The organism is Sinorhizobium sp. NFACC03 (genome assembly GCF_900103435.1).
In the GTDB taxonomy this organism is placed as follows: domain Bacteria; phylum Pseudomonadota; class Alphaproteobacteria; order Rhizobiales; family Rhizobiaceae; genus Ensifer.
On the sequence record NZ_FMXF01000040.1, the window covers coordinates 15,999 to 39,534 of the forward strand.

21 protein-coding genes and 1 pseudogene are annotated in these 23,536 nt (G+C 63.3%); 15 read left to right on the top strand and 7 right to left on the bottom strand.

Annotated features, from left to right (window positions below):
* Position 1: 1 nt before the first annotated feature.
* From BLU35_RS30730 to BLU35_RS30740, 3 genes are all read right to left on the bottom strand, one after another.
* Positions 2–2,239: an ABC transporter permease gene (locus tag BLU35_RS30730; protein WP_093235932.1), complete on the bottom strand. Its 2,238-nt coding sequence runs from the start codon at positions 2,237–2,239 to the stop codon at positions 2–4.
* Positions 2,240–2,372: 133 nt separating this feature from the next.
* A complete protein-coding gene (locus tag BLU35_RS30735) occupies positions 2,373–3,398 on the bottom strand; it encodes an ABC transporter substrate-binding protein (RefSeq protein WP_093235933.1) in 1,026 nt (341 codons plus the stop codon).
* Between the two features lie 175 nt (positions 3,399–3,573).
* On the bottom strand, positions 3,574–4,596 hold the full coding sequence (locus BLU35_RS30740; protein ID WP_286161677.1) for an ABC transporter substrate-binding protein: 1,023 nt from the start codon (positions 4,594–4,596) through the stop codon (positions 3,574–3,576).
* A gap of 217 nt (positions 4,597–4,813) precedes the next feature.
* On the opposite strand from BLU35_RS30740, the gene BLU35_RS30745 reads away from it, so the two are divergent.
* Complete coding sequence (locus tag BLU35_RS30745; protein WP_093235935.1) at positions 4,814–5,554, top strand: response regulator; 741 nt, start codon at positions 4,814–4,816, stop codon at positions 5,552–5,554.
* Positions 5,551–7,644 (top strand): two-component system sensor histidine kinase NtrB, encoded by a 2,094-nt coding sequence (locus BLU35_RS30750; protein ID WP_093235936.1) that lies wholly within the window; start codon positions 5,551–5,553, stop codon positions 7,642–7,644. Before BLU35_RS30745 ends, BLU35_RS30750 begins: the two co-directional genes overlap by 4 nt.
* A gap of 27 nt (positions 7,645–7,671) precedes the next feature.
* Here BLU35_RS30750 and BLU35_RS30755 read toward each other — a convergent pair whose 3' ends face one another.
* Entirely contained in the window at positions 7,672–8,313 is a 642-nt protein-coding gene (locus BLU35_RS30755; protein ID WP_162765181.1) for a phosphatase PAP2 family protein, read from the bottom strand.
* Between the two features lie 471 nt (positions 8,314–8,784).
* On the opposite strand from BLU35_RS30755, the gene BLU35_RS30760 reads away from it, so the two are divergent.
* From BLU35_RS30760 to BLU35_RS36790, 5 genes and pseudogenes are all read left to right on the top strand, one after another.
* On the top strand, positions 8,785–9,480 hold the full coding sequence (locus BLU35_RS30760) for a response regulator (protein ID WP_058327291.1): 696 nt from the start codon (positions 8,785–8,787) through the stop codon (positions 9,478–9,480).
* Positions 9,477–10,649, top strand: coding sequence for an ATP-binding protein (locus BLU35_RS30765; protein WP_093235938.1), 1,173 nt, complete (start codon positions 9,477–9,479; stop codon positions 10,647–10,649). Before BLU35_RS30760 ends, BLU35_RS30765 begins: the two co-directional genes overlap by 4 nt.
* Before the next feature lie 187 nt (positions 10,650–10,836).
* A complete protein-coding gene (locus tag BLU35_RS30770) occupies positions 10,837–11,835 on the top strand; it encodes a DUF535 family protein (protein WP_093235939.1) in 999 nt (332 codons plus the stop codon).
* Between the two features lie 98 nt (positions 11,836–11,933).
* A pseudogene (locus BLU35_RS36915) lies at positions 11,934–12,173 on the top strand (GFA family protein); the annotation flags it as partial.
* Positions 12,174–12,201: 28 nt separating this feature from the next.
* Positions 12,202–12,351 (top strand): hypothetical protein, encoded by a 150-nt coding sequence (locus tag BLU35_RS36790; protein ID WP_353615055.1) that lies wholly within the window; start codon positions 12,202–12,204, stop codon positions 12,349–12,351.
* A gap of 29 nt (positions 12,352–12,380) precedes the next feature.
* Here the strand turns inward: BLU35_RS36790 and BLU35_RS30780 are convergent, their stop codons facing one another.
* The 3 genes from BLU35_RS30780 to BLU35_RS30790 form a co-directional block, all read right to left on the bottom strand.
* A complete protein-coding gene (locus tag BLU35_RS30780) occupies positions 12,381–13,004 on the bottom strand; it encodes a LysE family translocator (protein ID WP_093235940.1) in 624 nt (207 codons plus the stop codon).
* A 100-nt stretch (positions 13,005–13,104) separates the two neighbouring features.
* A complete protein-coding gene (locus BLU35_RS30785; protein ID WP_093235941.1) occupies positions 13,105–13,557 on the bottom strand; it encodes an Lrp/AsnC family transcriptional regulator in 453 nt (150 codons plus the stop codon).
* 89 nt (positions 13,558–13,646) lie between these two features.
* Entirely contained in the window at positions 13,647–14,705 is a 1,059-nt protein-coding gene (locus BLU35_RS30790) for a LacI family DNA-binding transcriptional regulator (protein WP_093235942.1), read from the bottom strand.
* Positions 14,706–14,949: 244 nt separating this feature from the next.
* On the opposite strand from BLU35_RS30790, the gene BLU35_RS30795 reads away from it, so the two are divergent.
* From BLU35_RS30795 to BLU35_RS30830, 8 genes are all read left to right on the top strand, one after another.
* Complete coding sequence (locus BLU35_RS30795) at positions 14,950–15,942, top strand: autoinducer 2 ABC transporter substrate-binding protein (RefSeq protein ID WP_093235943.1); 993 nt, start codon at positions 14,950–14,952, stop codon at positions 15,940–15,942.
* A 152-nt stretch (positions 15,943–16,094) separates the two neighbouring features.
* Positions 16,095–17,609 (top strand): sugar ABC transporter ATP-binding protein, encoded by a 1,515-nt coding sequence (locus tag BLU35_RS30800; RefSeq protein WP_093235944.1) that lies wholly within the window; start codon positions 16,095–16,097, stop codon positions 17,607–17,609.
* A complete protein-coding gene (locus tag BLU35_RS30805) occupies positions 17,602–18,603 on the top strand; it encodes an ABC transporter permease (RefSeq protein ID WP_093235945.1) in 1,002 nt (333 codons plus the stop codon). The genes BLU35_RS30800 and BLU35_RS30805 overlap by 8 nt, the downstream gene beginning before the upstream one ends.
* Positions 18,600–19,598 carry an ABC transporter permease gene (locus BLU35_RS30810; RefSeq protein WP_093235946.1) on the top strand — a complete coding sequence of 333 codons (999 nt, stop codon included), beginning with the start codon at positions 18,600–18,602 and terminating at the stop codon, positions 19,596–19,598. The genes BLU35_RS30805 and BLU35_RS30810 overlap by 4 nt, the downstream gene beginning before the upstream one ends.
* A 2-nt stretch (positions 19,599–19,600) precedes the next feature.
* Positions 19,601–20,449 carry a sugar phosphate isomerase/epimerase family protein gene (locus BLU35_RS30815; protein WP_093235947.1) on the top strand — a complete coding sequence of 283 codons (849 nt, stop codon included), beginning with the start codon at positions 19,601–19,603 and terminating at the stop codon, positions 20,447–20,449.
* Positions 20,450–20,493: 44 nt separating this feature from the next.
* Positions 20,494–21,963 (top strand): FGGY family carbohydrate kinase, encoded by a 1,470-nt coding sequence (locus tag BLU35_RS30820; RefSeq protein ID WP_093235948.1) that lies wholly within the window; start codon positions 20,494–20,496, stop codon positions 21,961–21,963.
* Positions 21,960–22,655 carry a class II aldolase/adducin family protein gene (locus BLU35_RS30825; protein ID WP_093235949.1) on the top strand — a complete coding sequence of 232 codons (696 nt, stop codon included), beginning with the start codon at positions 21,960–21,962 and terminating at the stop codon, positions 22,653–22,655. The genes BLU35_RS30820 and BLU35_RS30825 overlap by 4 nt, the downstream gene beginning before the upstream one ends.
* 93 nt (positions 22,656–22,748) lie before the next feature.
* Positions 22,749–23,306 (top strand): gluconokinase, encoded by a 558-nt coding sequence (locus BLU35_RS30830; RefSeq protein ID WP_093235950.1) that lies wholly within the window; start codon positions 22,749–22,751, stop codon positions 23,304–23,306.
* Positions 23,307–23,536 lie beyond the last annotated feature (230 nt).

The following is a 23,536-nucleotide window of genomic DNA, read 5'->3' on the forward strand; positions in this document are numbered from 1 at the left end:
CTCATGCGGGTTTCTCCTGGGAGATGGTGGTGACGGACGAACGAGCCGGAGCGGCACTGAGGACGCGGTTTTCGCGCCTCAGCTTGCGTTCTCCGACAAGCAGTTGCAGGCCGGTGATGACGGTGATCATCACCAGGATGAGGGCCGAGGAATAGGCGATCGCAACACCGAACTCGCCGTTTTCGACAAGGCCGACGATATAGGCGGTGGCCATGTTGTATTCGGCGCTGACGAGGAAGACGACGGCGCTGATCGAGGTGATCGCCCGGACGAAGGAATAGACGAGCGCTGCGACGATCGCCGGCCGCAAGAGCGGCAGGATGACCTTTCGCAGCGTCCGGAAGCTCGTTGCCCGAAGCGTCAGCGACGCCTCGTCGAGGCTCTTGTCGAGCTGGCTCATCGCCGCGATCCCGCCGCGCACGCCGACCGGCATGTTGCGGAAGACGAAGCAGGCGACGAGGATCAACGCCGTGCCGGTCATTTCGAGCGGCGGCAGATTGAAGGCGATGATGTAGCTGATACCGATGACGGTGCCGGGAATGGCAAAGCTCAGCATCAGCGCGAACTCGAAGACATCACGGCCGGCAAAGCGCTGGCGCACGATGAGGTAGGCGGTCAGCAGGCCCACGAGTGCTGTCAGGGGTGCTGCAATCAGCGAGATTTCCATGGTCGTCCAGAAGGAATTCCAGGCAACGCCTGTCCAGGCGATCGCGCCGTCGGCAACCGAGATCGAGAAGGCCTTGGCGTAGTGATCGAGGGTCAGCGAGTTGTCGAGGCCCCAGGTCTTCACGAAACCGCCGAAGAGGATCATGCCGTAGACGACGACTGTGAAGATCATCCACGGGATGACGACGGCGTGGACGCCGATCGACAGCGAGCGTGGAAGCGCGCTGTGGGCGCCGGAGTCGCCCTTGCCGGTAACGGTCGAATAGTTCTTGCCCGCAAGCCAGTAACGCTGGGCAAGGAAGGCTGAGAGCGTGAAGCAGAGCAGGATGATCGCCAGTACCGCTGCGCGGGACGGATCGTTCTGGGCGCCGACGACGGCGAAGAAGATCTCGGTGGAGAGCACGCCGTGGCTGCCGCCGAGCACCAGCGGGTTGCCGAAATCGGCCATGCTTTCGATGAAGCCGATGAGAAAGGCGTTGGCAAGGCCGGGCTTCATCAGCGGCAGGGAGACGTTCCAGAAGGTGCGCCAGCGATCGGCGCGGAGCGTCTGCGACGCCTCTTCCATCGACGGGCTGACGCCCTCGACGACGCCGATCAGCACGAGGAAGGAGATCGGCGTGAAGGAGAGAACCTGGGCGATCCAGATGCCGGTAAGGCCGTAGAGCCAGCGGCCGGGCTCGATGCCGAAGGCATCGGACAGAAACTCGGTGACGACGCCGGCGCGGCCGAAGAGCAGCGTCAGCGCCAGGCCGATGACGAAGGGCGGGGTAATGATCGGCAGCACCGTCAGGAGCCGCATGCCCTTCTTGAAGGGGAAACGTGTGCGGGTGGCGACCAGCGCGAAGGCAAGGCCAAGGAGCGTCGAGCCGGATGCCGTCATCAGCGCCAGCCACAGGGTGCGCCAGGCGACGCCGCAGCGGCCTTCGCCGATGACGCAGCTCAAGCTCCAGATCGAGCCGTCCTGGATGTTGCGAATGAAACCGTCAGGCTTGAACGAGCCGTCGAAATCCTGGACGGAAGCTGCGAACATGCTGCCGACCGGATAGAAGACGAAGACGATGACGAGGCAGACGAGCAGCGAAATCGCCGCGACGATGAAGGCGTCGCCCTTGAGCACGCCACGCTCCGCAAGCCCGAAGGCGAAGAGCAACACGAAGGTGAGTGCCGCGATCACGGCGCCGGCGCCCATCGAGGGTTGACCGTCGGAGAGAGGGCCGAACAGGGCCTCGGAGATCGTCCAGGTCCAGCCGGTGAAGCCGATCGCCAGTCCTTGAAGCGCGAGATAGAGGACACCCGTTGCGCCGGCGACAGCAAGCAGAAGCCCGCGGCGCGCGGGATCGCTGACAAAACGCGCTGCCGCGCAGATGCCGAGCAGCACCAGTGTCACGCCAAGCCAGGAGCGGCCATGGGCGAAGATCTGTGCCAGGCCGGGGGCGACGGCCGGGTCGAATGGGAAGGTGGCGAGCCAGCCAAGGCCGAAGAAGCCACCTTCGATGCGATACCAGGGGACCAGCAGGAAAGCGGCCAGTCCGAGCCCGAGTGTCAGGTCGAGCCTGCGGTTGCGATGTTCCATGACGGTCCTCGCGTGATTTGAGATGAAAATGGTGTGCCGTTGGGCCGTCCCGATCAAAGGCCGGAGCCGGCAAACGGGCGTCGATGCCAGGCGGTGCCGGCCGGATCGCTTTTCCGGCCGGCCGATCCTGCGATCAGTTGGCGCTGGTGCCCACTTCGCGATCCCAGCGCTCGAGCAGCGCCTTGCGCTTCTCGGCGTCGCCGAAGGTGGCGAAGTCGTAGTCGATCAACTTGATGTCCTCGAACTTCGGCGCTTCCTTCGGCACTTCGGCCGACTTGTTGGACGGCAACTGGAAGGACTTGGCGTCCTTCATGCGCGACTGCACTTCGGGCTTCAGCGCCCAGTCGTACCAGGCCTTGGCGCTCTCCAGGTTCTTGGCGCCGCGGATGATCGACATGGAGCCGATCTCGTAGCCGGTGCCTTCGCAGGGCGCGACCGACTTGACCGGGAAGCCTTCGGCGGTCTGGGCCACCGCGTCGTGCATGAAGACGATGCCGAGGCCGGCTTCGCCACGCGCCGCCGCCTTCACCGGTGCGGAACCCGACTTGGTGTATTGCGCGATATTGCCGTTGAGCTTCTTCAGATAGTCGAAGGCCTGGTCTTCGCCCATGATCTGCACCAGCGAGGCAAGCGCAGTATAGGCGGTGCCGGACGAGTTCGGGTTCGCCATCTGGATCTCGCCCTTCAACGATGCGTCGAGCAGGTCGGCCCAGCACTTGGGTTCCTTCAGCCCCTTCTTCGAGAAGATCTCGGTATTGTAGCCCCAGCCGAGCGCACCGGCATAGACGCCGACCGTGCGATAGCCCGAGCCTTCGGCCTGCTTTTTTGCCCAATCCTGAAGCTGATCGAGCATCGGTGATTTGTATTCGAGTGTTAGGCCGTCGGAGGCGGCCTGCAGATGCGGGTCGCCGGTGCCGGCCCACCAGATGTCGGTCTTCGGGTTTCGGGCTTCCGCGCGGATCTTGGCATAGGTCTCGCCCGAGGACAGGCGAACCATGTTGACCTTGATGCCGGTCTCCTTCTGGAAGTCGCCGGTCATCTGCTCGCAGATCACCACGTCTGCTGAGCAGATGAGGTTGAGGCTGCCGGCAGCCTGAGCCGGTAGCGCGGCGAGCGCCGTGCCGGTAAAGAGCATGAGGGAAAGGGTCGTTGTTTTCATTGGGGCATCCTCCTGTTGCCTTGGTTTATGTGGGCGCGAACGCGACGCGGCGTGGCCATCGGCCTGCCCGCCGGGCAGCACGTTCACGGTTTCGGATTTGTGGTTTGCTGGAGCGAGATGAGGATAAGTCTGTGCGGTTTTCCGCTCGCACCTCGCTCAAGTTTATTCGGCCCGGTCAGTTCGTCGCTGTGATCTCCGCGTCGAACCTTTTGAGCAAGCGACTTCGTTCTTCCGGCGAGCCGAAGGTGGCGAAGTCGTAGTCCACCATTTTGATCATCGAGATATCGGGTGCGGCGAGCGGCAGGTTCGAGCGCGCATTGGACGGCACCTGGTTCTGTCCGGAGGCAGCCCCCGTGCCCTGACCCTCCGGGCTCAGCGCGAAATCAACGAAGCTTTTCGCCGCCTCCAGATGACGAGCACCCTTGACGATGCTGACGGCGCCGATTTCGTAGCCGGTGCCCTCGCAGGGCGCGACGATGACGAGCGGCGAGCCAGCCTGCTTCTGCGTGACCGCGTCATGCATGAAGGAAATGCCGATCAGCGTTTCCCCGCGGGCGGCCGCTTTGACGGGGGCGGAGCCGGCGGTCGTGTATTGGTCGATGTTGCGATTGAGCGCTGTCAGGAAACGGAAGGCTTCGTCTTCGCCGAAAAGCTGCACCAGGGTTGCGAGCGTGGTGAAGGCGGTGCCGGAGGAATTCGGGTTGCCGCTGCGGATGCGGCCGCGATAGGCGTTGTCCGCAAGATCCTTCCAGCAGGTCGGTGCCGGCAGCTTCAGCGCATGCAGCAGATCGGCATTGTAGGCAAAACCAAGCGCCCCGGCATAGATGCCCGCCGATCGGCCGCCGGAAATGGCGAAGAAGTTCTGAGCCCACGGCAGCATGTCGCGTTCGTGCGCCGGCTTGTAGGGTTCGAGCAGGTTTTCGGATCCAGCCTGCAGATGGGTGTCGCCTGTGCCGCCCCACCAGACATCGACGGTCGGCGGGTCTTTCTCGGCCCGCAGCTGGTTAAGGATGTCGCCGGTGCTCTTGCGGGTCATCGAGATTTCGAGGCCGGACTTCGTCTCGAACGCCGTCTTCATCGTCGCACACCACGCTTCGTCGACACCGCACAGCACGGTGAGCGCCGGCGCCGTCATGCCTGTTGTGGCGGTGCACAGCCACAGGGCCACGCACCCGCCGATAGCGGTGATGCCTCTCACGATGTCCTCCCATTTGGAACGCTGCCGTCCCTATCTCCGCAGTCAGGATGTCGGTATTCCCCGCCTGCCGCAATCGGAGAATGGTTACCGTTCTTACAGCCTTGGGCGCTCTCCGCCGTTTCAAAGTTACAAAGATTACAAATATGACAAATCACATAATGCGAGCTGCTTTGAACATTGGGACGGCCCCGCCTATGATGGGGGCGGGAGGACGTGCATGCTGAGTGAGAGGATACGGATTCTGATCGTTGAGGACGATCCGGACATGGCGGAGCTTATTTCCGATCTGGTGGAGGCAGAAGGTTGGCTGCCCCTGACCGCGCCGTCGGCGGAAGCAGCAGCCAATGTCCTGGCGCGCGAGGCGGTGCATCTCGTGCTTGTCGACCACAATTTGCCGGGCACTTCGGGCCGCACCTTTGCGCAAAGGCTGCGGGCCCGCACCAATATCGGCATCGTCATGGTGACGGCGGCAGGCAGTGCTGCGGACCGGGTGCTGGGTTTGGAGACGGCGGCGGATGACTACGTCGTCAAGCCGTTCGAGCCGATCGAGTTGACGGCGCGCATCAAGGCCGTTCTTCGTCGCACTAATCCCTCGCTCAAGCCGGAGCGGGAAAGCGAACGCGAGGCCGAGCCGGCATCGATGAAGCTCGGCGACTGGTCGATCGATCTCAGGAGCCGCCGGGCGATTTGCCTGACCGATCCGTCGAGGTCGCTGACGAGTGCCGAGTTCGCGCTTCTCGAAATCCTCGCGGAAACGCCGAACACGCCCGTCGGCCGCGCGCAGATCCTCGACCGCCTCGGCGCCGAAAGCGACCGCTACATTGACCGCAACGTCGATGTGCTCGTGCTCCGGCTCCGGCGCAAGATCGAGCGCAATCCCGACCTGCCGCGCCATATCAAGACGAGACGCGGCAAGGGCTACGTGCTCGATACCGACGACGGCGAGCCGAAGTCGTGATCGTTCGCCCTTTTCTCTCGTCGATTGCCTTCCGGCTCCCGTTCGCTATCGCCTTCATCTGCGTGCTCGTCTTCGGCCTTGCGACGGTCGCAGTTTTTGGTCTGCAACGGGCGCGCGACGAGATGGCGGCCTACGGGCTGCAGGCGTTCACCAGCCTTGCCAAGGCCTCGCTCGTGTCGCGCCAGGTTTCCGATCTTGTGTCGAGCGCGCCGTTTCTGATGAACGCCACTTCGCCCTACCGGGTTTCGAGCGAAAGCCGCTCGGTGGTCGCGCAGGTCGATGCGCTGTTGCGCGCCATGGCGCCGCAGAACGGCGATGCGGCCGTCAAAGGTTTTGCCAGCGGGCATATCGTCGAGCTTCTGGAAACCATCCGCACGCAGACGATGACGCTTGCCGGCGACGCGGAATCGGCGCAGCAGCATAAGGCCGAAGCGGCAGCCGCACTTGGCGAGATCGCGACCGGCAGCGGCATGGTCGATGCCGATTTCCGCCGCCGCCTCAATGGGATCGTGCAATCGGCATCCAACTCCGACAGCCTGTTCCAGCTCGGCGAATTGCGCCGCCGCTACATTGCCGAAACGGTGCCGCGCCTTGAGCATGCGGCACCCGATATCCGGGTTTCCGCTACCGAACTCGCGCCTTATGAACGGGTCTTCGAAGCGCAGACCCAGTATCTCCTGGAGATGTTCGCCATTCGCGCGGCCGTCGCGCGATTGCACACCGTGTCGCGCGACCTCTCGCATGCGACGGAAACGCAGAGCGAAGCCGTCGCCCGCGGCCTTAATGATGATCTCGTTTCGACCTCCAACGCTCTGAGCCGCCTGCTCGTCATCGTCGCCGTCGCTGCGCTGCTCGTGCTTGCCATGGCGATCTTCTCCATTCGCTCGGTCATGCGCGTGTCGCGAGGCATCGTTTCGCTATCCAACGGGATGAACGCACTTGCGGAGGGGCGCCGGGACGTCGACGCGCCGACATACAAGGGGACGGAAACGGAGCTCGTCCGGCTGCTCGAAGCCTTCAGTGCCTTTCGCGAAAGCGTCGAGCGTGTCTCGCGGCTCCGACGTACGGCCGAGGCCGCCGCACGCACCATCCGCTCAACCTTTCGCAACATGAACGAAGGCATCGCGCTCTTCGATCCCAGCGGCAAACCGATCACGATGAACCGCCGCGTCATGGAGCTCGTCGGCTGGCCGGGCTCGGCAAGGAAGCTGCCGCTGCGCAACTTCGTGACCCCGATGCCCGAGATCGACCCGGCTCTGCTGCCCGCCGATCGCGACGCGGGCACGCTCGGCGACCGACTTGTGCTGCGGCATCGCTCCGACGCGGGCCGCGTGACAGAGGTCTCGCTGTCGCGGCAGCCGGATCGCGGCATCGTGCTCTTGGCCCGGGACGTGACCGACATGGACCGGCAGGAGGCCGAAGCGGCAAAGGCGCAGCGGCTGGACGGAATCATGCGCATGACGCATCAGGTGAGCCACGAAGTCGGCAACATGATCGGCATCATCACCGGCAGCTTGGGGTTGCTGGAACGGGATACCGGTTTCAACGATCGGCAGAAGCGTCACATCGCCCGCATTCGCAAGGCGGCCGATCGCGGGCGTTCGCTTGCCAGCAGCATGTTGTCCATTGGCAGCCAGCACCCGATCCAGCCGGGCGCACTGGAGGTCGGCGCTGTGTTGCGTGGGATGGCGGACGTGCTGGAAATCGCCGTCGGGGAAAGATGCCGTCTCGCCTTCGAAATTGCCGAAGGCCTGCCCAACGTGCATCTCGATGCCGCCCTCTTCGAGCAGTCGATCCTCAATCTCTGCCTCAATGCCGCTGCCGCGATGCCTCAGGGCGGGACGATCCTGATCCGTGCTGCGGGAGTGGAGACCGATGTCGTTGTGTCGGTAACCGACGATGGGATCGGGATGTCTCCGGAGGCCGTGGACAAGGCGTTCGAGCCCTATTTCACCACGCGTGATGAGGAGGGCGGTGCCGGTCTCGGGCTCGCCGTCGTTTATGGCTTCGTCCGGCAAAGCGGGGGCGACGCCCGTATCCTGTCCCAGCCTGGGAGGGGAACGACCGTCGAGCTGGTCTTTCCGAGCTGAAATGGATGTTAAACGCAGGCAGGGGGTCTACGGATTTCGCCGCCGCCCGAGCCGTTCGACGGCGGCATCGATGCGCTCGCCATTGTCGGCGAAGACCGCCCAGAGCCACGTCATCAGCCACAGCATCAACAGCCAGGCGAGCACGACGTCGGAGAGGAAGTGAGCACCAAACACGATCCGGTTGAGCGAGAAGGCGAGGATCAGCGGGATGAGCGCGATGATCGCCAGGCGTCGCCACTGAAGGGGAAGAAGCAGCGCGAGCGCTATGAGGGCAATCGCCGTTGCGGATTCGCCGGATGCGAAGGAGCAGCTGCGCGAACAGGCGCTGGAGACTTGCCAGGCGGGCGTGAACGGCAGGGTGCCACCGAAGTCCGTGATGTCGTAGGGGCGGGCGCGGCCGATCAGCCGCTTCAGGGCCTGGATGAGCAGCCCGGGGCCAATGGCATAGAAGGTGAGAAAGAACAGTGCCTTGTGCGGCCGCAGCAATCGGCGGCCCAGTGCAATCGCCTGCATCATCAACAGCGCCAGGACGCAGGGCAGAATGAAAAAGGGCAGGACGCGATTGAAGTCGCGAAGTGCCCTGAGCGCGGGCTCTCGGGAAAGCGGGAAATCACCTGCCGCGGACGCCGCCCAGCGCGAAACGACGAGATCGATACCGGGAAGGGCCATAAAGACGAAAGCCGCGCAAATGGTCAGCGTGCCAGCAACGGCGATTGGCTGATCGTTAACGCGGGCACGGGCTTGCCCAGTCCATTGACGTGGGCTCGCGCGCAACCATCGGATGCGGTTTGAAGATACTGCTGTGGAGGGAAAGAGGCTGGGCATGCCGGACGCTCGTAGGTTGTCGGTGTGTGCGGGCCGGACATTTGCTTTGCTCTGTCAAGGCTAAGTGGAGGATCAGGGAGAGCTTGACGCGCAGAGCAGGGCGGTAGCTTTGCACATCTTTTGATTGAAATTTGGCGGAGCCATCTATCAATGTCCCTGAAGCCCCGATGCCGATTGTCAAGAAACGGCGGAGATTTGTCGGGGCTCTATCCGGAAAGCCAGCTAAAGGGCGGCAGTGCCGTGCGGGCGAATTGCAACTCGAATCTATTCATCCCATAAGCTGCTGATCACAACATCGGGCCAGGGAGTTGCTTTATGGTCGACAAGGGTCTCATCCTTTTGGCGGAGGACGAGCCGGAAATCGCGCAGATACTTGATGCCTATCTGGTGCGCGATGGTTTCCGGACGGTACGTGCCGCCGATGGCGAGACGGCGCTGACGCATCATGCGGTGCTGTCGCCCGACCTAGTATTGCTCGACGTGCGCATGCCGAAGCTCGACGGCTTCGAAGTCCTCGCCCGCCTGCGACGTGAGGGCAATACACCGGTCATCATGGTCACGGCGCTGGCCGAGGATCTCGACCGGCTGACCGGCCTGAGGCTCGGCGCCGACGACTATGTGGTCAAGCCGTTCAACCCGCAGGAGGTGGTAGCACGCGTCAACGCGGTTCTCCGGCGCACCCGAAACGGCGCCGGCGCGACGGTGCTTCGCTTCGAGAACGTGGAAGTCGATCTCGATGCCCATGTCGCCTTCGTCGAGAAGAGCGGCCGCCGCCACTCGGTGCCGCTGACGCTCAGCGAATTCCGCATCCTCGCCCACATGATCCGCCGCCCGACGCATGCCTTCGACCGCGCCGATATCCTCGACGCCTGCCTGCCGGACAGCGATGCGCTGGCCCGAACGGTCGATACCCATATCGCCAATCTCAGGCGCAAGCTCGAGGATCTGGGCGCCAGCGGTCTTTTCAGTGCCGTTCGCGGTGTCGGCTATCGCTTCGTGGAGCCAAGATGAAGATCAGCCTCTCGCGCTTGCCCCTCGGCATTCTCACGGCCCTGGTGACGATCGTCCTGCTCATCATCAGCGTGTTCATCATCTATGCCGGCGTCGACTACATGGAGCCGCGGCTGGAGGCGCGGCTCTTGGAGCGGATGCCGCCGGAAGCGGCTCAGGCCTATACCGATTTCAATTCCGGCAAGCTGCCGAGCCAGGAATCGCTGCAGAAACTGCTTTCGACCATGCCCGAACTCGAGGAGTGGGCAAACTGGGAGGTGGACAAAATCATCCTCGGCTTCGGGGCGACCGCGGTGACCTTTTGCGGTCTCGTCGGCTACTGGCTGGCGCGCAAGATCAGCCGGCCGCTCGAGGTGCTCGCCCAGGCGACGCAGAATCTCAGGGCGGGCGATTTCGCCGTGCGCGTCGGATCGATCCGCAAGGGTGCCAAGGAGGTGGCAACGCTCGTGAAGACCTTCGACGAACTGGCGGCCGAGCTCGAAAACATGGAAAGCCGACTGCGTTTCAACACGATGGCGGTCGCCCACGAGTTGCGCACGCCGCTGACGATCCTTCAGGGCAACCTTCAGGGCATGGCCGACGGCGTCTTTCCTCTCGAACAGGAGAGGATCCAGCAACTCTTGCTCCAGGTGGAGGGGCTTTCCGCCCTGGTCGAGGACTTGCGCACCCTTTCGCTCGCCGCCGGCCAGAAGCTGGTCACTCAGTGTCAATCGGTCGATCTCGCTGCCGAGGCCTCACAGGTTCTCGGCGCGTCCTGCACCTTGCTTGGCTCGGCTCGCATGTCGGTCGAGACGGCGCTGGAACCGGTCCGGGTCTCGGGAGATTCGCAACGCCTGCGCCAGGCTCTGCTGGCGCTGATCGAGAACGCCACGCGTTACGCAGCCAATGGCGGGGTATTGCGGTGCGAGACGGGCCGACGCGGCGCTGACGAGGCCTTCATCCGGTTGCTGGATCGCGGTCCAGGACTGCCGGACGATGTCTCGACCCATTCGATCGATCTTTTCTGGCGCGGCGATGCCTCGCGGTCGCGGGCAACGGGCGGCACCGGTCTCGGTCTCTCCGTGGTGCAGGCGATCGCCAAGGCGCATGGCGGGCGGCTGGAATTCGCGTCCCGCGCCGGCGGTGGCGCCGTGATCACGATCGTCCTGCCGCGCGCCATCCCAGCCTAAGGCCCGGCGGCGGTGCCGCTTCCTGGCGCCGAGCGCGGAGGGCGTCAGCTCCTCCGGACGTCGCGCCCGGCCCGCAGGTACCGCGCTCAATTGCCGACCACTTCTCCGCAAATCCTTGACAGTCCACGGGCAAACCGAGGCTGGCCGAATAATCCGGCCGGCAGAGTTTGCTCTCAAGGATTGCACCATGTCCCTGGAAATCAGGCAGGAATACAGCGCCGATCTGCGGTTGCCCGCTCAAGACAGCACGACTTTTGGCGGTGAGCCGCTATCGTCTTCCGGACGCTCGGTTTCTGGGCCGGTCGTCAGGGATCGGTCGCAAGCCAAGGTATCGATCCTGGGTCACGTCCTGACGCTCGGCCTCCGGGTGAGCCTGAAACGCGCCGTCGTCTTTTCGATGCGATTTGTGCGCCACCCCTTGCTTACGGCGCGCTGGATCGCCTTTCTCGGCGAGTTCGGCGAACGCTATCGCCTGGGGCTGCCGCACGACGATCTCGTGCGCAAATCGATCCCGACCTTCTTCCTGCACGGTGCATCCTCGTCAGAGCGGCTCGATTTGATGCTCAATCATTTCGACGTTGCAAGCGAAGTCCTCTCGCGCCGCTCGCTGATGGCGCTCTGGCGCGGTGGCACGCTGGAGATAGGAACGGTCTCCGGTCGCAGCGAAAACTATCGCATTCAGCTGCAATTGGCGGATCATTGCGGTGCCCGCCACGAAGGCGCCTTCGCAATCCGGCTTCGTCGTCAGAGTGACGAATACACGCTTTGCACGGTCGGTTTCGTCTTCGTCCGCTGTAACGACGATACATACAGCCTTGCGATCGGCGGCATGCAGGGGCCGAAGGGCGAAGACGCGAAACGAGCGCTGATAACGGCAACACGCGATCTTGGCGGTCTGCGCCCCAAGGATGCGGCACTGCTCGTCCTCCAGGGGCTGGTGGCGGAAGGGCACACGGCCTCAATCCATGCGGTTTCGAACGAAAGGCATGTGATCAATCGCCGTCGCCTCAAGCGACGGAAGATGATGATGGCTGATCTCGATGCCTATTGGTGCGATCGTGGTGGGGTGCCGTCCGAGCCCTTCGGTTTCCGTCTTCCCGTTGCCGACGGCAAGGCTGCGCCCGAGGGCAACCGACGCGACCAGAGCAAGCGGGCGTTTCGCGACATCGGCGCCTGGTTCTATTGAACCGGGCGTATTTCGCTTCCGACCCTCGGCTTTCTTTGGCTGTTGACACAACGTACGGTGGCGCATCTCGAATCATGTATGCTGCTGGAGATTGGCCTATGACGACCGTTGCCGCTGGGAAGAAGAAACCGCTTTTCACCGGAGGCTGCCTCTGCGGAGCAATCCGCTTCGAGGCCAAATGGGCGCCCGGCAAGCCGCACACATGTTCGTGCAAGATGTGCCAGCGCCATTCGGGCGCGCTGACGGTGGCGTGGGTCGAATTCGACAAGGACGTGATTGCGTGGACCGGTCCGGGCGACGCCCCTTCGGTCTACCGCTCGTCCGACTATTCCAGCCGCGCCTTCTGCCCGGCCTGCGGCAGCAGTATTGGGGGCGATCGACGATGCACCGGTCGTTGCCTTGCTGCTCGGCATCTTCGACAAGACGAATACCGCCGACTTGATCCCGACCGGCCACAGCTACCGCTCCGCACGGCCCAAGTGGTGGCACGTGGAGGCCGTGAAGCCCGCGACTTGATGCGAAACAGCCGGGCTGCGCCAACTGTTCTAGACCAACCCCTTGGCGGCGGCGGCGATGGCGATGATCCCAAAGGAAATTAGGACCAGGCCGGAAAGGCGCGACACCCAGGCGACGAAGCTGTCCGGCAGCCGTGTTCGGACGATCGCCACCCCGCCACTCAAGAAAAACCACCAGCCGAGCGAGCCCAGGAAGACGCCCACGACGACGATGGCGGCGCTCAGCGCATCGCCTGCTTCGGCAAGGCCGAGGCCGGCAAAGATCGCAGCGAAGGAGAGGATTGTCGCCGGGCTGGTCATCGTCAGGAAAAAGGTGGCGATGGTCGTGCGGACGAGATCGCGACCGCCGACGTCGGCCGCGGCCGTCACCGGTTTCGGCCGCAATCCGCTCCAGCCGAGCCAGATCATGAACAGTCCGCCGGCGAGGCCGAGCGGCGTTGCGATCATGGAAAGCACCGCCGCAAAGGCGGCGAAACCGATCGCGGCAAGCGCTGCATAGGTGGCATCGGCGGCGGCTGTTCCCAGCCCACCGGCGACGCCCGCCCAGAAGCCGCGCTCCAGCGTACGGTTGATGCAGAGCGCTCCGATGGGGCCGAGTGGGGCCGCGACCGCGAGACCGACCAGGAGGCTTTTTCCAAACAGCAACGTAGACATGGGCATAGGGCTCCGGCAGCGGCATGGCTCAATCCATCCAGATCAAGGATGGAACATGTGCGGCAGTTCAAAAATGTTCCAGTAGTCTTTACGCGTCCGTTCAGGCGCGCGGCGCGGTCGTTGCCAGGCTTTCCCGGACGGTCGACAGCGCGATCACCGTTTCGCTTCGCGCCAGGAACCGCCGGCGCTTCAACTCGGCAAGGAACGGCTCAAGATCGCCGAGCGACGGCATACGGACCTTGACGCAATAGGACCAGGCGCCGGTGACGTGGTGGCATTCGGCCACGGCCGGATGATCGGCCATGAAGGCGCGGAACGCCGCCTCGTCCGCATCGGGCGCCAGGCCGACCCAGACGAAAGCAAGCACGTCGAGGCCAAGCGCGCGATGGTCGACTTCCAGCGTGAAGTTTCGGATCACGCCATTGGCGACGAGCCGACGGATGCGCTCGTTAACGGCGGAGGGCGAAAGCTCCACCGCGGCTCCGATGTCAGTCAGCGACCGCCTCGCGTCTTCAGCGAGAATTTCGATGATTTTTCTGTCAATCGCATCCATTGCCAATTAATACGTGGAATTTAGTGGGATGTACAGATGATTTTTTTGTTTAGAAGTGCTGTTGGCTGAGAAAGCACTGGTCAGGCGGCCTATTCGATGTCCTTTAGTGCATCGAGCGGGCCGGTCAGCGCCGTTCGCGGCTGCACCAGTTCGGGCTGGATGAGGTGGATCCGCGGCTGGGGCCGGGCCTCCTCGATGACGTCGAAGGCTTTGGTGATCATACCCTCGACGTCCTGGCGGATCATGATGACGGGGAAGGGCAGGAAGGATGCGAAGGGATCGTAATCGTAGCAGCCCACGACGAGGTCGGCGAAGTTCTCGTGCGGATGTCCTGCCATGAAGCGCAGCAGGCCTTCGAAGTTGATCGACGAGTTGACGAAGAGGCCGCGCGGCAGTTTGCCGTGCTTTTCGTAGAAGGCCTCGAAGGCAAGCCTGGCGTTGTTCGGCGCATAACCGGTCGGCTGGATGCATTCGTCCGGATCGGCGCCGAGCAGTTCGTTTTTGACGGCGCGGAACCCGCGAATACGCTCTCGGCTGGCATGGTCGTTGCGGCCGCCGAAGAGGTAGAGCTCATGCGGTTCCAGCGGGCCCGTTGCCTGGAAGTGACGGATGATCGCCTCCGTCAGCATCCGTCCGCCCTCGTAGTTGTCGCTGATGACCGAAGGAACCTTGGTGCCGGGCAGGTCGATGTTGATGTGCTTGAGGCCGGCCGCCTCGCAGACCTCGTGCACGCCATCGGGATCCGTGGCGCCACAGATGAAGAGTTCATCGATCGAATAGGAGATCAGCGTCTCCGCGGTCTTGCGCTCCTCCTTCGGATCGCGGCTGGCGCTGACGACGATCGGGCACTGTCCCTTGCTTCTGACATGCGCCTCGAAGGTTTGCGCCATCGACGAGAAATAACGGTTGTCGTGGATCGGTAAGAGCAGGCCGATCAGGCCCGAGCGGGAGCTGCGCAAACCACGCGCCTGGCGGTTGGCCGTATACTGATGCGTTTCAGCGAGGTTGCGGATCAGTTCCGCCGTGCTTTCCTTGATCCGGCGCTTCTGCCAGGTGCCGTTCAGGACTGCACTTACGGTTGAGGGTGAACTCCCCGACAATACCGACAGGTCGTAGATCGTCGCTTTCTTTTTGCTGCTGCTGGCCATCGTTTTCTCCCTTGATCGTTTTAGTGCCGATTTCCCCTTGACGAAAGATTAAGTCTGCACAATAGTTCTTGCACCATCGATTGTGCAAACAAGAAATATCGATTGTGCAATTTGTTGGTGCCGTCTGAGGAGGCGGCTGTCAGGGAGGCGAGGAAGCACTTCGCCAGTGATGGTTTGAAACTGGAGGCCGGCGCTTAGATGGCGACCGGGCGCGTTCCTTCTTGGGAACGAGTGGAGGAGAGACATGATCAGGAAAATTCTCGTCGCCGCCCTGGCGACATCGCTGGCGCTTGCCAGCTCTGCGGCTGCCTTTGCTCAAGATGCCGGCAAGGTCGGCGTCGTCGTCAAGATCGGTGGTATCCCATGGTTCAACGCCATGGAAGCGGGCATCAAGGAGCGCGGCCAGAAGCTCGGCATCGACGCCTTCATGGTCGGCCCGACCAGCGCCGACCCGGCGCTGCAGGTGCGCGCGATCGAAGACCTCATTGCACAAGGCGTGAAGGTGATCGGCGTGGTGCCGAACGATGCCAAGGTGCTCGAGCCGGTGCTCACTAAGGCCAAGGAAAAAGGCATCATCGTCATCACCCATGAATCGCCGAACCAGAAGGGTGCCGACTGGGACTTCGAACTGGCATCCTCGACCGGCTTCGGTGAGGCGCATGGCAAGCTGCTTGCCGAGAAGATGGGCGGCAAGGGCGAATATGCCGTCTTCGTCGGCTCGCTGACCGTGCCGTTGCACAATGCCTGGGCCGATGCGGCGATCGCCTACATCAAGAAGAACTATCCGGAGATGACGCTGGTCGGCGACCGCTACGGCGTTGCTGAAGACGTCGATAAGAGCCGGTCGACCGCACTCGACCTGATCTCCGCCCATCCGAACCTGAAAGGCTTCCTCGCCTTCGGCAGCCAGGGTCCGATCGGCGCTGGCCGCGCCGTCGAAGAACGCCGCAAGGTCGGCGAGATCTTCGTGCTCGGTCCCTTCTCACCCGGCCAGGGCCAGAAACTGGTGAAGTCCGACGCGATTTCCGGCGGCTTCATGTGGAATCCGAAGCAGGCGGGCGAAGTTTTCGTCACCCTTGCCGACAAGCTGATGAAGGGCGAGGAGGTCAAGGACGGCGATGAGATCGAAGGTCTCGGCAAGGTCAAGCCCGACTTCGAGAACCGCAATATCATCGTCGACCAACTGGTGCCGATCAACAAGGAGACGGTCGCGGATCTCGCGGCCATGGGCCTCTGAGGTCCAAAGTTTAAGGGTTCTCCCGGCTGCTGGGCCGGCTCCGGCCGGCCTGGCAAGTCCCTTCAACGGTACAGGAGCGCGCTGAGGAAACGTGTTTGCGGTTTTCCGCCCGCATCCCGCTCCAACTTAACATGATTTACGGGCACAGACACATGCACCAGCTTGCGACCGCGGGAGGAGGCGAAAGGCCGCTTTTGTCCCTGCGCGACATCAACATGACTTTCGGTGGCGTCAAAGCGCTCAAGAATGTGAGCTTCGACGTGCGCCCGGGCGAAGTTCATTGCCTTGCCGGCGAAAACGGCTGCGGCAAGAGCACGCTGATCAAGATCATCACCGGCGTCTATCGCCCTGCCGATGGCGCCTCGATCGAATTCGATGGCGAAACCTACTCCCACATGTCGCCGGTGACGGCGCAGGACCGCGGCATCCAGGTGATCTGGCAGGATCTGGCGCTCTTCCCGGAGATGAGCGTTGCCGAGAATATCGCCTTCCAGACGGTGCTCGGTCGCTGGCCGAAGCTCGTCGACTACAGCCGCATGCGCCAGATCGCGAAGGATGCGCTCGCCCGCCTCGGCGTGACGCTCGACGTCGATCTGCCACTCAAGGAATACGCAATCGCCCAGCGCCAGATCGTGGCGATCGCCCGGGCTCTCGTCGGCGAAGCGAAGCTCGTCTTCATGGACGAGCCGACCGCATCGCTGACCCAATCGGAAACCGATCACCTGCTCGATATCGTTCGCGGTCTTTCCGCCTCCGGCGTCGCCGTCGTCTTCGTCAGCCATCGGCTTGCCGAAGTGCTGGAGATCTCAAGCCGGATTACGGTGCTGCGCGATGGCGCACTGGTCGGCGTCTACTCCGCCGCCAGCATGACCCAATCGCGCATCACCGAGCTGATGACCGGCAAGACCTTCGACCAGCAGGTACGTGCGAAGTCGCGCGATGGGCAGCCGGCCGTGCTCGATGTGAAGGGACTGTCGCGCCCTGGCCAGTTCGAAGATATCTCGCTGACCGTGCGCCGTGGCGAGACACTCGGGATTACCGGGCTGCTTGGTGCCGGGCGCACGGAACTGGCGCTGACGCTCTTCGGTATGCTGAAGCCTGCATCGGGCTCGATTTCGATCGAGGGCAAGCCGATCCGCTTCTCCTCGAACCGCGATGCGATCGAGGCGGGCGTCGCCTATCTCTCGGAGGACCGGCTCTCGCTCGGTCTCATTCAGGCGCAGCCGATCGCCGACAATCTCGTCATCAGCTCGCTCGATAAGGTCCTCTCCGGCGGCCTGCTCTCGGAAGAGCGCAAGCGCAGCCTTGTCGGCCGCTGGATCGCCGATCTCGGCGTCAAGATCGGCCTCCAGCAGGATGCGATCTCGACCCTTTCGGGTGGCAACCAGCAGCGTGTGGCAATCGCCAAGTGGCTGGCAACCGATCCGAAGCTTTTGATCCTCGACGCTCCGACCGTCGGCGTCGACGTTGGCGCGCGCGCCGGCATCTTCGACATCGTCGCCCGATTGGCTGAGAGCGGGCTCGCGATCATCCTGATCTCCGACGAGGTGCCTGAGGTCTATTTCAACGCCGACCGCGTTCTGCACATGGCGCAGGGCCGCATCGTCGGCAGCTATGATCCGCGCAGATCTTCGCTCGGTGATATCGAAGGAGCTGTCTATGCCTAGCTTCGTCCGCACCCATGCGACCGAGGTGTCCTTACTGGGCGTCATCATCGCGATCTGCGCCGTTCTATCGGTCACGACGGCCAACTTCTTCTCGCTCGGCAACGCCTTCGACCTGCTCAACATCAGCTCGGTCAACATCATCTTCGCCGTCGGGCTGCTCGTGGTGCTGATTGCCGGCGGCATCGATATTTCCTTCGCCGTCGCAGCGTCCGTGGTGCAGTACGGTACGGCGATCGCGCTCGGCTGGATCGGTGGCGGCGGCTGGGTCTCGGGGCTGTTGATCGCCGGGTCGATCGGCGTCCTGCTTGGTGCCGTCAACGCCTTCCTGATCCACCGCTTCCGGGTGATCTCGATCGTGGCGACGATCTCCACCTTCAACATCTATTTCGGCCTGTTGATGTTCTTCACCAAGGGCGTGTCGATCTATGACCTGCCGGACTGGCTGACGGAACGTGTCGTGCTCTTCGAACGCGAGATGCCTGATGGAACCTGGATCGAGATCACCCTGCCGGTGCTGGTGATGGCGATCTGCGTCATTGCCACCTGGGTACTGATCACCCGCACCACCACCGGCCGACAACTTTACGCCTTCGGCGACAATCCAGAAGGCGCCCGCCGCTTCGGCATCAACATCGGCGCCATGCAGTTCATCGCCTTCGGCTGGCTTGGCCTGATGGCCGGCATCGGCGGCCTCATCCAGGCTCACTACGCGCAGGAGGTGGTACCGAACGCACTCTATGGTCGCGAACTCGATGTGCTCGCGGCAGTCGTCCTTGGAGGCGCTCGCCTTGGCGGCGGCAAGGGCTCGGTACTCGGCTGCGTGCTCGGCGTGCTCCTGATCTCGATCACGCAGAACGGCCTCAACCTGATGGGCGTCTCCCCTTTCGCCTTCAAGATGATCATCGGCGCCATCATCCTGGTCGCGATCACGCTCTCCAACACCAGCATCGAACGGCTGTTGCCCTTCCTCACCCAGAAAGGGACCGGACGATGAGCGCGGTTGTCGATCGCATAAAGAGCCTGCTTGGGCCGGAAATGGCGGGACCAGGACTGGCTTTCCTTGCCGTCATGCTGGTCTTCGGCATTGCCTCGCCGCAGTTCCTCAGTGCCGCCACCTTCGGCTCAGTCGCCTTCCAGCTTCCCGAACTCGGGCTTCTGACGCTCGCCATGCTGCTGCCGATCCTGACCGGCGGCCTCAATCTTGCGATCACGTTTACCGCCAACATCGCCGGGCTGACGCTCGCTTGGGTCCTGCAAGCGAATGGCGGGGTGGATGCGGGTCTCGGCGCCTTCCTGCTCGGTTCGGTTCTGGCGATCCTCGTCGGGGCGGCGAGCGGCGTGATCATGGGGTTAGTGATCGCCTTTACGCGCGCTCACCCAATCCTTGTTTCGCTGTCGATGATGATCTTCCTGCGCGGCCTCGGCGAGTTCCTGACCCGCGGCGGCGATGTCTCGGGCTTTCCCGCCTTCCTCGGTCCACTCGGCCACGGCTCGCTTCTCGGGGTGCCGATCCCGCTTATCGTCTTCATCGTTTGCGTGCTCGCCTGGCACATGCTTTTGTCCCGCACCAAGCTCGGCTTCAACACCTACATGATCGGCTCCAACCTCGAGGCGACGCGCTATTCCGGCATCAACACCCGCAAGGTGATCGTGCTCGTGTATGCGCTCTCGGGCGCCATGTGCGCGATCGCCGGCATCATCATGCTGGCGCGCTTCAACTCCGTGCGTATCGGCCACGGCGAAAGCTACCTGCTGATCACCGTGCTTGCCTGCTTCCTCGGTGGCGTCAATCCGTTCGGCGGCTTTGGCCGGGTCATTCCCGTCTTCGTCGCGCTGATTGTGCTCCAGCTTCTTTCCTCCGGCCTCAACCTCATCGGTGCCAACCAGCATCTGGCGACCGCCGTCTGGGGGCTGCTGCTTGCCGGCGTCATGGTGCTGCGCTTCGTGGCCACCAAGTTCAAGATTTCATTTGTCAGAAAGGAAACGTGACCATGCAGGGTTTTGGCGTCCATACGAGCATGTGGACCATGAATTGGGATCGTTCCGGTGCCGAGCGCGCCGTCGCCGCGGCGGTGAAATACGGCGTCGATTTCATCGAGATTCCGATGCTCAATCCGCCGGTGGTCGACACCGCCCACACCAAGGCACTCTTGGAGAAGAACAAGCTGCGCGCCGTCTGCTCGCTCGGTCTGCCCGAGCACGCCTGGGCATCCGTTCGCCCCGATGCGGCGATCGAGCACCTGAAGGTGGCGATCGACAAGACGGCCGATCTTGGCGGCGAGGCGCTGTCAGGCGTCATCTATGGCGGCATCGGCGAGCGTACCGGCGTGCCGCCGACTGAGGCCGAATACGACAACATCGCGCGCGTACTGACGGCAGCCGCCAAGCATGCGAAGACGCGCGGCATCGAGCTCGGCGTTGAGGCGGTCAACCGTTACGAGAACCACCTGATCAACACCGGCTGGCAGGCGGTCGACATGATCAAGCGGGTCGGGGCCGATAACGTCTTCGTCCACCTCGACACCTATCACATGAACATCGAGGAGAAGGGCATCGGCACCGGCATTCTCGATGCGCGCGATTTTATCAAATACATCCATCTCTCTGAGAGCGATCGCGGCACGCCCGGCTACGGCAATTGCGCCTGGGACGAGATCTTCGCGACGCTTGCCGCCATCGGGTTCAAGGGTGGCCTTGCGATGGAGAGCTTCATCAACATGCCGCCGGAGGTGGCCTATGGCCTCGCCGTCTGGCGTCCTGTCGCAAAGGACGAGGAAGAGGTCATGGGCAACGGCCTGCCGTTCCTGCGCAACAAGGCGAAACAATACGGTTTGATCTAAAAGCGCCGCCGCGTGCGTTTGGGTTAGGACGGGAGGGTCGCAGCATGTCAGTCGCGGCAGACGAGGAAGCCGGTACGGTGGCCGTGCTCGATGTCGGCAAGACCAATGTGAAGCTGAACGCGGTCACGGTCGATGGCGTCGTCCTGGAAACGCTGAGTGTGGCCAACCCGGTGCTGCCCGGTCCGCCCTGGCGACATCACGATCTCGCAAGCCTCTCCGAATGGATCTTCTCCAACCTTGAAGCGCTTGCCAGCCGTCATCCGCTGCAAACCTTCGTCGCCGCCGGTCATGGCTCTGGCGGCGTCCTCGTCGGCGATGACCCCGATGCGACGGCTGGTGCCGCCCTGCCGATGATCGATTACGAGCAGCCCTTGCCGGAGGCGATCCGGCAAGGCTACGCGCCGCTTGCCGGTTCCTTCTTCGACCGCGGCAGCGCGATGATGCACAGCGCCACCCATCAGGCGCGCCAGCTCTTTTGGATGCAGGAGCACGCGCCGGGTGCTGTCGATGCTGCGTGCTGGTATCTGGGCCTGCCGCAGTATTGGGCATGGCGCCTGTCGGGTGTTGCGGCATCGGAGACGAGCTTCCTCGGCGCACAGTCGCATCTCTGGAACGTTGCCGAACGCCGCTTTGCGCCCATTGTTACCGCGCGCGGCTGGCAGCGGTTGATGCCGGATTTCGCCGATGCCTGGCAGGTCCTTGGCCGTGTGCGTCCGGAGCTTGCCCGCCGCCACGGGCTGCCGGACGGACTGCGGGTGCTGGCGGGCGGCCACGACAGCAGTCTCAATCACTATCGTTATCACGCGGCCGGCTTGACCGATTTCATCGTCGTTTCGACCGGGACTTGGATCGTCGGCTTTTCCGGCCGCACGGCCCTCGATCGGCTCGACGAGCACCGCGGCATGACGCTGAACAGCGACGTCTTCGGCAAACCGCTCGGCGGCGTGCTCACCATGGGCGGGCGCGAGTTTTCGCACGTGGCGGGCAGCGCACCTCCGGCGGCCCCGGTCCCGGACGATGTCGTGCTCGGCCTGATTGCTGGACGTACCATGGCGCTGCCGTCCTTCGGCGACGACGACGGTCTCTTTCCGGGAAGCGCCGGCCGCGGCCGCATCAACGGGCCACCGCCGGAGACGCCGGTCGAGCGCAAGGCGCTGGCGCTGCTTTACTGTGCCCTGCTGACCACGGAATGCGTCGAGGCGTTGGGGCCGGGGCCGCTGGTCGTGCTCGACGGAAGCTTCCTGCGCGATCCTCTCTATGCCCGTCTCGTTGCGGCGCTCATGCCGAACCGGCGGGTGCGCTTCAATCTCGACGCCTACGGCGTGGCCTCCGGCGCCGCACTGCTTGCCGGGGAGGGCCTGCGCCAGGGCCCGGCCCCGCTCTCGCTCGCCGATCCGGGCGACGTTTCGCATCTTTCGCCAGCGGTCGCCGTCTATGCGTCGCAATGGCGGGCCCGGGCGTGCATCGGGCACAACAACGGTTTCACTCGCGACTTCGAAAGGACATATCGATGACCAAGACAGACACGCTGTCGTTCCGCCGCGAGATGGTGGACATCTGCCGCCGGATGAATTCGAGCGGTATCAATCAGGGCACTGCGGGCAACATTTCGCTGCGCACCGATACCGGTTTCCTGATCACGCCCTCGTCGCTGCCCTATGAGACGATGCAGCCCGAAGATCTTGTCGAGATGGATTTCGACGGCACCTATGTCGGCCTTCGTCCTTCGTCGGAATGGCGCTTCCACCGTGATATCCTGAGGGAACGCACGGATATCAACGTCGTGCTGCATTGCCATTCGGTCTATGCGACGACGCTTGCCTGCCATCACAAGACCATTCCCAGTTTCCACTACATGACCGGCATTGCCGGTGGCACGACCATCCGCTGTGCCGAATATGCGACCTTCGGCACCCAGGCGCTCTCCGACAAGGCGCTGGTGGCGCTCAAGGACCGCATTGCCTGCCTGCTTGGCCAGCACGGCCAGATCTCACTCGGCAAAACGCTCGAATCCGCCCTGTGGCTGGCCATCGAGATCGAGACTCTGTCGCGCATGTATGTCCAGGCGTTGACGCTCGGCGAGCCGCCGGTCCTTCCCGATGACGAGATGGAGCGGGTCATCGCCCAGATGCGTCGCATGAGCTACGGCCAGGCACCGGATGGCGAGGGCGTCAACGACGTCGCTCGCCCCCGTGCTTCAGTTTGAGACATCGTCTGAGACTTGCATGAGCCGCCTTGTTCACCCGGTGCCGCGACGGTATCAGGGAGAGCGAGCGCGGCAGATGCAAGGAGTAAGGCCATGTCGAAAGATCACGCGTCCGAGGCTGTTGTCCGCCTGGCATTTCCCGGTTCCATCGTGGTGATGGGCGTATCCGGTACCGGCAAGACCTCGGTCGGTGAGGCTATCGCAGCTGCCTGCGGTTACCGCTTCGTCGAGGGTGATGCGCTGCATCCGGAGGAAAACATCCGCAAGATGTCGGCGGGTATTCCGCTCACCGATGCGGACCGCTGGCCGTGGCTGAAGGAGATCGGCCGACAGCTCGCGTCGATTGATGCGCCGGTAGTTGTCTCCTGCTCGGCGCTGAAGCGCAGCTATCGCGATCTGCTGCGCGAGAGCGCCGGCAGGTCCATTGCTTTTGTCTATCTCCACGGCGATCGCGATGTTCTTGTCGGGCGGATGCAGCGCCGGACGGGACATTTCATGCCCGCCTCTCTGCTCGACACGCAGCTCGCGACGCTAGAACACCCTGTCGGCGAGCCTTTGACCGTAACCGTGGACATCGAGCCTCCGACGCAGGCCGTGATCAATGAGGTGCTCGCTCAGCTTGAGGGACTTGCGAATTGGGGGGGCACCTGAGCGGGGTACGATCCAAAGCGGCCGTGGCGTGCGCGCCCGGTGACCGCCTCACGCACAGGATGCAATCGGCGGACGCCTCCGGATTTTCATATCATGCTTGGCTTCGCCCCTCTTTGGAAGGAAATTAGCGGAACGCGGTGCTATCGTCCGGCCATGTCGCGGCGTTGATATCATTGCATTCGCCGCGATCCGCGTAGAGGATGGAGCGTTATCGTACGGCCGCTGTGGGA